Origin of the sequence: Pseudomonas baetica, assembly GCF_019733355.1 — a bacterium.
Taxonomy (GTDB): domain Bacteria; phylum Pseudomonadota; class Gammaproteobacteria; order Pseudomonadales; family Pseudomonadaceae; genus Aquipseudomonas; species Aquipseudomonas baetica_A.
Genome location: NZ_JAIHLQ010000063.1, coordinates 19,657 through 28,408 on the forward strand (window position 1 = coordinate 19,657; position 8,752 = coordinate 28,408).

The following is an 8,752-nucleotide window of genomic DNA, read 5'->3' on the forward strand; positions in this document are numbered from 1 at the left end:
AGCCGGTTTTTCTAAACGATCATTGCATCCACGGTGGTGGCGGTGGTTCCTCTGACTTGCCCTTCGGCTCATCATCGGCCGCCCGAATCGCTTGCTTGCGCTCTTCGTCCAGCCGCGCCGCTTCGATCTCACGCAGCACCCCGCCGACATCGGCCAGATCCTCCGGATCGTCGAACTCGCCGGTCAGCACGCTGCCCGGGTGCAAGATGCCAGCTTCGTACAGCGCCCACATTTCCTTGGCGTACTTGGTCTGCCTCAACTCCGGCGCAAAACGGCCGAAGTACGAAGCCATGTTGCCAACGTCACGTTCGAGCATGCTGAACGCGTGGTTGTTGCCCGCCGCGTCCACCGCTTGCGGCAGGTCGATGATGACCGGGCCGGTCGGTGTCAGCAGCACGTTGAACTCGGAGAGGTCACCGTGCACCAGACCGGTACACAACATCAGCACGATCTGCGAAATCAGGAACGCGTGATACTCGCGGGCCTGATCCGGCTCCAGCACGACGTCATTCAGACGCGGCGCAGCATCGCCGAATTCGTCGGCCACCAGTTCCATCAACAGTACGCCATCCAGGAAGTCGTACGGCTTGGGCACTCGCACCCCGGCACCGGCCAGACGGAACAGTGCCGCCACCTCGGCGTTCTGCCAGGCATCCTCGGTCTCTTTGCGACCGAACTTGGAGCCTTTTGCCATGGCGCGAGCCTGTCGGCTATTGCGCACCTTGCGGCCTTCCTGATACTCGGCCGCCTGGCGGAAACTGCGTTTGTTCGCCTCCTTGTAGACCTTGGCGCAACGTAACTGATTGCCACAGCGCACCACATAAACAGCTGCTTCTTTACCACTCATCAGTGGGCGCAGCACTTCGTCGACCAGACCGTCCTCGATCAGGGGTTCAATGCGTTTTGGAGTCTTCATCAGCTTTTATTGTGGGTCCTTTATTACCAAACACGCGAATGTCACTCGTTATACGGCAATCCTCGCATCTCGGGGAGGGGTTGCCGACCTGTGAACGTTGAAGATGCACACACTGTGCCGGAAAATCGACCGCTGCGAATCATAGCGGAGCCGGTCATGAATGTTGGCAAATGGCGTTGAGGGCATTTGCGACAGAATCTGACATGACGCCATTCCCACAGTGAAATGGGCGTCAACGCTCGATAATAGCCGTAACCCCTTGTCCACCCGCCGCACAAATCGAAATCAGCCCCCGGCCCTTCCCAGCCGCGTCCAGCAACTTCGCCAAATTCGCGACAATCCGCCCACCTGTCGCAGCAAACGGGTGCCCGGCCGCCAACGAACTGCCCTTCACATTGAGACGGCTGCGGTCTATCGAGCCCAACGGCGCATCGAGCCCCAAACGGGTTTTGCAGTACTCGGGATCTTCCCAGGCCTTTAGCGTGCACAACACCTGCGCGGCGAACGCTTCATGAATCTCGTAATAGTCGAAATCCTGCAGGGTCAGGCCGTTACGCGCCAGCAACCGTGGCACCGCATACACCGGCGCCATCAACAGGCCCTCGGCGCCGTTGACGAAATCCACCGCCGCCGCCTCGCCATCGCGCAGGTAGGCCAGGATTGGCAAACCACGTTCCTTCGCCCATTCCTCACTGCCCAGCAAGACCACAGAGGCTCCATCGGTCAGCGGTGTGGAGTTGCCCGCCGTCAGCGTGCCTTTGGCGCTTTTTTCGAAGGCCGGTTTCAGCGAGGCGAGTTTTTCCAGGGTCAGGTCCGGGCGCAGATTGTTGTCGCGAGTCAGGCCAAGGAACGGCGTCATCAGGTCGTTGTGCCAGCCTTCGCTGTAGGACGCGGCGAGCTTGTGATGACTTTCAAGCGCCAGTTGATCCTGATCTTCGCGAGCAATGTTCCAGGTCTGCGCCATCAATTCGCAGTGTTGGCCCATCGACAGGCCGGTGCGCGGTTCGCCATTGCGCGGAAACTCCGGGATCAGATGGTTGGGCCGCAGTTGCAGGAAAGCCTTGAGTTTGTCGCCCGTTGTCTTCGCGCGATTGGCTTGCAGGAGGATTTTGCGCAGGCCTTCGCTGACGCTGATCGGCGCATCCGAGGTGGTGTCGACACCGCCGGCGATGCCGCAATCAATCTGGCCGAGGGCGATTTTGTTGGCCACCAGCAACGCGGCCTCAAGGCCAGTGCCGCAGGCTTGCTGGATGTCATAGACAGGCGTAGCCGGCGAAAGACGTGAGCCGAGTACGCATTCGCGGGTCAGGTTCATATCCCGTGACAATTTAAGCACCGCGCCCGCCACCACCTCGCCCATGCGCTGGCCGTGCAGGTTGTAGCGCTCGATCAGGCCTTCGAGGGCAGCGGTGAGCATCGCCTGATTGCTGGCCGTGGCGTACGGGCCGTTGGAACGGGCGAAAGGGATACGGTTACCGCCGATGATCGCGACGCGGCGCAACTGACTCATGAAAAGCTCCTATTTAGATGTCCAGGCTCGCATAAAACCCTGTGAGCGCTGGCTTGCCAGCGATGGGGCGGGCATATCCAACACCTTCAGTGGCAGACAGTCCACCATCGCTGGCACGCCAGCTCCCACAAGGCCAGTGGTCTACTCTGCTGTTCTAGCGTAGGCCTTATTGCCTGGATCGAACGATTGATTGCCGTGGGTAGTCCACACTTTGAACCCCAACTTTTGGAGAGCGTTCCATGTCTGACCGCTATATCGACTTCGCCAACTCGTCCATCGGCCATCGTCTGGTCGGGGCTCTGGGCCTGCCGTCGCCGGTACGGCTGGAGCGCTGGCAGGCCGGCCGCCTGCGGCCGGTGGACGGTGCACTGCTGATCGGGGGCGGGCCGTTGACTGAGCGCGTCAATGCGTTCGCCAACCGCCTGACCGATGCGATCTACAGCTATGGCACCGAACCGTCGATGGCCACCGCGTGGATTCCCGGCCATGGCCCGAAAATCAAAGCCGTGGTGTTCGACGCCAGTCATTTGCAGCACACCGACCAACTCAAGCAACTGCGCGAGTTTTTCCAGCCGTTGATGAAAAATCTTGAGCACAGCGCCCATGTGGTGATTCTTGGCCAAGCGCCTGAAACCCTGAAAGATCCGTTCGCCGCCAGCGCCCAACGGGCACTCGAAGGGTTTTCCCGCTCGCTGGCCAAAGAGCTGCGCAGCGGCGGCACGCTGCAGCTGATCTATGTTGGCGAAGGGGCCGAAGATCAACTGGAAGGTCCGCTGCGGTTTTTCCTTTCGCCGAAAAGTGCGTTCGTGTCCGGGCAGGTGATTCGCCTGACCGCGTGTGCGACACCGGTCACCGACTGGACACGGCCACTGGCTGGACGCAAAGCCTTGGTGACCGGTGCTGCGCGAGGCATTGGCGCCTCCATCGCCGAAACCCTGGCCCGCGACGGTGCGGACGTCATCCTGCTTGACGTGCCGCCGGCCAAGACCGATCTCGACGCCCTCGCCGCGCGCCTTGGCGGCCGCAGCATCACCCTCGACATCTGCGCCGAGGACGCTGCCGCACAACTGATCGAACAGTTGCCGGACGGCCTCGACATTCTGGTGCACAACGCCGGGATCACCCGCGACAAGACGTTGGCCAACATGACCCCCGAATTCTGGGATGCCGTGCTGGCGGTCAACCTCAACGCGCCACAAGTGCTAACCAAAGCCTTGCTCGACAGCGGCACTCTGCACGACAACGCGCGAGTAGTGTTGCTCGCCTCTATCAGCGGAATTGCCGGCAACCGTGGGCAAACCAACTACGCCGCGAGCAAGGCCGGATTGATCGGTCTGGCGCAAGCCTGGGCGCCGACGCTGCTGGAACGCGGCATCAGCATCAACGCCGTGGCGCCGGGATTCATCGAAACCCAGATGACCGCACACATCCCGTTTGGCCTGCGTGAAGCCGGGCGCCGCATGAGCTCGCTGGGCCAGGGCGGCTTGCCGCAGGACGTCGCCGAGGCTGTCGCGTGGCTGGCGCAACCGGGTACCGGCGCGTTCACCGGGCAGGCGTTGCGGGTCTGTGGACAAAGTGTTCTGGGGGCTTAGACATGAGCATCGAATGGCACACACTGGACCGTGAACCGAGCCTTCCCGGGCTGTATGCGCGGGCAGCGACGCGACGCAAGATCACCGGCACGCAATTATCCGACAGCGGCTTGCGTTGCTGGGTTGATGTCGATGGCCAACGGCTGGCCGCCTACCGCAAGGTCTGCGGTTTTGCCGACGACGGTCTGTTGCCACCGACTTATCCACACGTCCTCGCGTTTGCCTTGCAGATGCAATTGCTCACGGCCAAGGACTTCCCGTTCCCGCTGCTGGGGCTGATTCATTTGAGCAACCGCATCCGTGTGTTGCGGCCGATGGGCGGGATCAGTCGCGCACAAATCAGCGTGCGGGTGCACAATCTGCAACCGCATCCCAAAGGCGCGACGTTCGATGTGTTGACCACGCTGGATGATCAACTCGGGCCGTTGTGGGAAGCCGAAAGCCAGATGCTCTGTCGCGGCGTTAAGCTCGATGGCGAACCGCTGGAGCAGCACTGGGAGCCTTCGCAATCGCTGGTGGAGGTGGCGAAGTGGAAAGCCCCGGCAGACATCGGCCGGCAATATGCCAAGGTCTCGGGCGACTACAACCCGATCCACTTGAGTGCGGCCAGCGCCAAGCTGTTCGGTTTCCCTACCGCTATCGCCCATGGCTTGTGGAACAAGGCGCGCACGCTCGCGGCGCTGGCCGATTATTTGCCCAAGGCCAACCTTGAAATCACCGTGTACTTTCGCAAACCGGTGCGACTGCCCAGCGAGGTGACACTGCTCGCCACAGCCGCGGGCTCCAGCGGGGAATTGCAATTGGTGGGCACGCAGAATCTGGAGCATATGGTTGGGCGCTGGCAGCCGATGGGGTGACCTCATGCGCCGGGGAACACCCGTAAATTGTATATATATAACTTAAGTTTTCTTCCGGCTTTTGCCCTGACCCGAATAACACCGAGCCTTGATTTTCAAGGCTTTTTTTTGCGCGCTTATCGCTTGGGTATTAGTCCTTAGGCACTGCGAACAACCTATATATAAAGGCGTTAATACCATCTAGAGAATGGCGTGAAACAGCGCCCGGATCGAGATTGGCACCACGGACGAGGCATTGCCAGCGACAGACCGGCAAGCCATCGAAGACAACGAACGTTGTACCAGGTGCAAGGAATCTCAATCATGAAAACTCAAGACGTGTGGTGCAAATCAGCAATCGCTCTGGCATTGATCCTCTCCCTTGGTCTCGCTGGCTGCAGCAGCGGCGGTGGCGGCCATCACAGCAGCTCCGGCAGTTCTTCGCCAGACAGTTCAACCGCCGGCACTGGCGGGACTGGTAGCAGCGGTGGCAGCGGTGATACCGCTGGCACAGGTGGAACCGGTGGTACTGGCGGCACGGGCGGAACCGATCCGACCAACCCTACCAATCCGACAGACCCAACCGATCCGACCACCCCGACCAATCCTCCCGTCGCACGACTGGTGACCACCACCCTCGTACAGGATGTCGGCACAACCGTCAGTGGCCTCGGTGATGGCGTCGGCCAGATTGGCGACTCTTTGAGCACCGTTCCTGTGGTCGGTGGCGTCGTGCAGAGTGCGGCAAGAACCGCCGGCAATGTGGTCACGACCTTGGGTGACGGCGTCACCAACGGCATCGGCAAACTGGCCACCGACCCTAACGGTCTGACCACCACCGTGGCTTCGGTCGGTGGCGTGGTGCAGGATGTCGGCGACGGCGTGTCCGACCTCAGCGGCAAACTGGCAACCGCAACCAGTAGCGTTCCAGTGGTCGGCGGCGTGGTCACCAAAGTCGCACCGGTGCTCGACGGTGTCGGCCAGAAGGTCACCATGCTCGGCGATACCCTCAACACGACCCTCAGCAACGGCCCGACCAGCCAACTGACCAATAAACTCGGCAGCAGCCTGGTGCCGGTGATCGCCATGGTTGAAAGCACCACCGACAAAATCGGCGATGCCACAGGCCTGGGTGACCCACTCAAAGGCGTGGTCCAGAAAGTCGGCAGCACCGTTGACGGTGTCGGCGACAAGGTGACTGGCGCCGGCAACGGCAATGCGCTGACCAACACCCTCGGCGGCGCTTTGAGCAACGCGGGCACCGCCGCCGGCAAGGCTGGCGGCCTGGTGTCCAACGGCACCGGCTCCAGTGGCGGCGTGGGCGGTGGCCTTGGCGGTCTCGGTGGTGGCCTGGGCGGTACTGGCCTGCTGCAAACGGTCGGCGGCGCCGTCGTCAACGTGGGCACAGGCTTGAACGCCGGCAGCACCAATGGCGCCGTCAGTGCCGGTGGCGTGACGGCGGGCGGGCTGGGCAATGCTGTCGCCTCGCTGAACACTGTCCTCGGTGGCTCGGGTAGCCCGATCACCTCCACAACCGCGCCGTTGGCCGCGCTCGGCAACAATGTCGGCGGTGCACTCAACCCGGTCACCAGCGCAGTCACCGGCCTGACGCAACAGGTTGGCGCCGCCACGGGTCTGGGCAGTCCTGTGGCCAGCCTCACCGGCCAAGCCGGCAGCGCAGTGAGCAATCTCGGCGGTGCGATTGCCGCCACTAATAACCCGGTCACCACCGCTGTGGGGGGCCTGGTCAGCAACGTCGGCGGTGTCGTCACTGCCGCTGGCGGTCTGGTCAACGGAGGCACCGCCAGCGGCGGCACCACCGGTGGTCTGGGCGGTGTTCTGGGTGGCCTGACCGGCGCTCTGGGTGGTAACAAACACTAAATTGCACCTGGCCGATTCGACGGCCGCACATACAGCGCCTACTCTTGGTTGAGGGCGGAAGATTCCTACGAGTCTTCCGCTTTTTTCTTAGGAGAACATCAGCCCTGCGCTGTGATCTGACCACGGAGTGTCCTATGCGCTTTATGGCATCCCTGCTGTTCCTCAGTCTCAGTTCCGCCGCCCTCGCCGACACCCTCCCCAGCTTCCTCAATAGCAACGAAACCATTCGCAACCTGCCCGTACCCAATCTACCGGCAGACGCCTATCGTCCGACGGCTACGCCGCTGCAAGTGCCTGACCCCGGCGCAGCCGCCGCACAGCCATTGATGATGCAGACCAAAGTCAATCTCAAGACCGTGCAGATCGAAGGCGGCACGATCTATCCGCTCAACGAATTGGCCGACATCTACAAACCACTGATCGGCCACCAGAGCAGCCTCGCCGATCTGATCGAAGCCACGCGCAACATCACCCGGCGCTACCAGCAGGACGGCTACCTGCTGTCCTACGCGTTCCTGCCACAACAGAACTTCGACGACGGCGTGGCGCGCGTTGTGTTGGTCGAAGGCTATGTTCGCGACATACAAATGCAGGGCGATGTCGGCCGGGTCAAAGGCCTGCTCGACAAACTGGCGGCGAAAATCCAGGCCGAACGGCCACTGACCCGCAAGACTTTCGAGCGCTACACCACGCTGATGACGCGCATTCCCGGCGTCACCATTCAGGCCCAGGTGCCGCCTCCCGGCACCACCGATGGCGCCACGACGCTGGTCGCCCAGGCCAGCCGCAAACCGTTCACCAGCACACTCAGCACCACCGAAGACAACCGCAACGGCACACAAGCCCTGCTCGGCGTCAGCAGCAACTCGCAAACGTCCATGGGCGAACAACTGACCCTCAGCGGCCTGTTCCCACCGGGTGACGACCACGAGCATTACTATCGCCTGGACTACAACCAGTTCCTCGACAGCGAGGGTACGCAACTCGCCCTGTCCGCCTCCCGCTACCGTGCCGACCCCGGCACCAACGTGTTGCTCGACAATGGCCTGCAACTCAAACCGCACCGTGAGAATGATCGCTACTCGATCGGTTTCACCCTGCCGCTGATTGCAGCGTCCAACGAACTGCTGACCGCCGGCTCGCGGCTCTACGCGGTCAACGACAAGACCCGCTATAAAGTGATCGGCTACCCGCTGAGCGTCGAGGAGCGCACCGACATCCGCGCCCTCGCCTTCGAAAGCGACTGGCGCAAGGCCGATGCCCGGCAACTGCGCATCCTCAGCGGCGGCCTGTATCAAGGGCTGGACAGCATGGGGGCGAAAACCAACAACAGCGCGCTGGACCTCAATTTCTTGCGTCTGCGCCTGTCCGGGGTGCAAAGCGACAAGTTCCTCGACAACTGGCAAGGCGTGCTCTCGGCTGCGTTGTACTGGAGCGACGACACCTTGCCCGACAGCGAACGCGCGGTATTTGGCGGGCAGAATTTCGGTCGCGGCTACCCCGACGATCAGGCGTCCGGCGACAAGGGCTGGGGGGTGGCGTACGAGGTCAACTACAGCTTCAACCGCGACGGCAATTGGCTGCGCATCCTGCAACCCTACGTGGTGCTCGATCGCTCGCGCAGTTGGTTCAATAAACTCCCGGTGCAGGCCAACAATCTGTCGTCGGCGGCGGTCGGGCTGAGGTTCGGCGATGCCAAGTACTACAACATTTCGTTGGAGGCGGCGAAGGCAATGTCGGACGAAGCGCTGGACACATTCAACCGCCGGGCACGGTACAGCATCAGTTTCAGTTATCAGTTATAGAACCGGTTATCGCCTGTCAGAACGCTTTCGCGAGCAAGCCCGCTCCCACAGGGGTATGCACTTCAAATCGTGGAATGCATTTCAACCTGTGGGAGCGGTCTTGCTCGCGAAGAACGATAACGCGGTCAGCCTGCAAGTCAGGTCGGCGGGTCTAACCGATCCAGCGCCCGGTTCACCGCCAGTTCGGCGAGCATGACCATCTGCGCGATGCC

General features: G+C 61.8%; 6 protein-coding genes. 4 read left to right on the forward strand and 2 right to left on the reverse strand.

The annotated features are described in order from the left end of the window. Positions 1–19: 19 nt before the first annotated feature. Together K5E40_RS32020 and K5E40_RS32025 are read right to left on the reverse strand one after the other, a co-directional pair. Positions 20–916: a PA4780 family RIO1-like protein kinase gene (locus tag K5E40_RS32020; RefSeq protein WP_221734185.1), complete on the reverse strand. Its 897-nt coding sequence runs from the start codon at positions 914–916 to the stop codon at positions 20–22. Between the two features lie 232 nt (positions 917–1,148). Beyond that, positions 1,149–2,426, reverse strand: coding sequence for an acetyl-CoA C-acetyltransferase (locus K5E40_RS32025; protein WP_221734186.1), 1,278 nt, complete (start codon positions 2,424–2,426; stop codon positions 1,149–1,151). A 239-nt stretch (positions 2,427–2,665) separates the two neighbouring features. Here K5E40_RS32025 and K5E40_RS32030 point away from each other — a divergent pair, with 239 nt between their 5' ends. The 4 genes from K5E40_RS32030 to K5E40_RS32045 all read left to right on the forward strand — a co-directional run bounded on the left by K5E40_RS32030 (position 2,666) and on the right by K5E40_RS32045 (position 8,540). Further along, entirely contained in the window at positions 2,666–4,018 is a 1,353-nt protein-coding gene (locus tag K5E40_RS32030) for a 3-oxoacyl-ACP reductase (protein WP_221734187.1), read from the forward strand. Positions 4,019–4,020: 2 nt separating this feature from the next. After that, complete coding sequence (locus tag K5E40_RS32035; protein WP_221734188.1) at positions 4,021–4,875, forward strand: MaoC/PaaZ C-terminal domain-containing protein; 855 nt, start codon at positions 4,021–4,023, stop codon at positions 4,873–4,875. Positions 4,876–5,178: 303 nt separating this feature from the next. After that, a complete protein-coding gene (locus tag K5E40_RS32040; RefSeq protein ID WP_221734189.1) occupies positions 5,179–6,735 on the forward strand; it encodes a collagen-like triple helix repeat-containing protein in 1,557 nt (518 codons plus the stop codon). A gap of 134 nt (positions 6,736–6,869) precedes the next feature. Continuing rightward, positions 6,870–8,540: a ShlB/FhaC/HecB family hemolysin secretion/activation protein gene (locus K5E40_RS32045; protein ID WP_221734190.1), complete on the forward strand. Its 1,671-nt coding sequence runs from the start codon at positions 6,870–6,872 to the stop codon at positions 8,538–8,540. The last annotated feature ends 212 nt before the right edge of the window (positions 8,541–8,752 follow it).

Excerpts from the sequence above, each read along its gene's own strand:
- K5E40_RS32020 (WP_221734185.1), bottom strand. The coding sequence starts at position 916 with ATGAAGACTCCAAAACGCATTGAACCCCTGATCGAGGACGGTCTGGTC.
- K5E40_RS32025 (WP_221734186.1), bottom strand. The coding sequence starts at position 2,426 with ATGAGTCAGTTGCGCCGCGTCGCGATCATCGGCGGTAACCGTATCCCT.
- K5E40_RS32030 (WP_221734187.1), top strand. The coding sequence starts at position 2,666 with ATGTCTGACCGCTATATCGACTTCGCCAACTCGTCCATCGGCCATCGT.
- K5E40_RS32035 (WP_221734188.1), top strand. The coding sequence starts at position 4,021 with ATGAGCATCGAATGGCACACACTGGACCGTGAACCGAGCCTTCCCGGG.
- K5E40_RS32040 (WP_221734189.1), top strand. The coding sequence starts at position 5,179 with ATGAAAACTCAAGACGTGTGGTGCAAATCAGCAATCGCTCTGGCATTG.
- K5E40_RS32045 (WP_221734190.1), top strand. The coding sequence starts at position 6,870 with ATGCGCTTTATGGCATCCCTGCTGTTCCTCAGTCTCAGTTCCGCCGCC.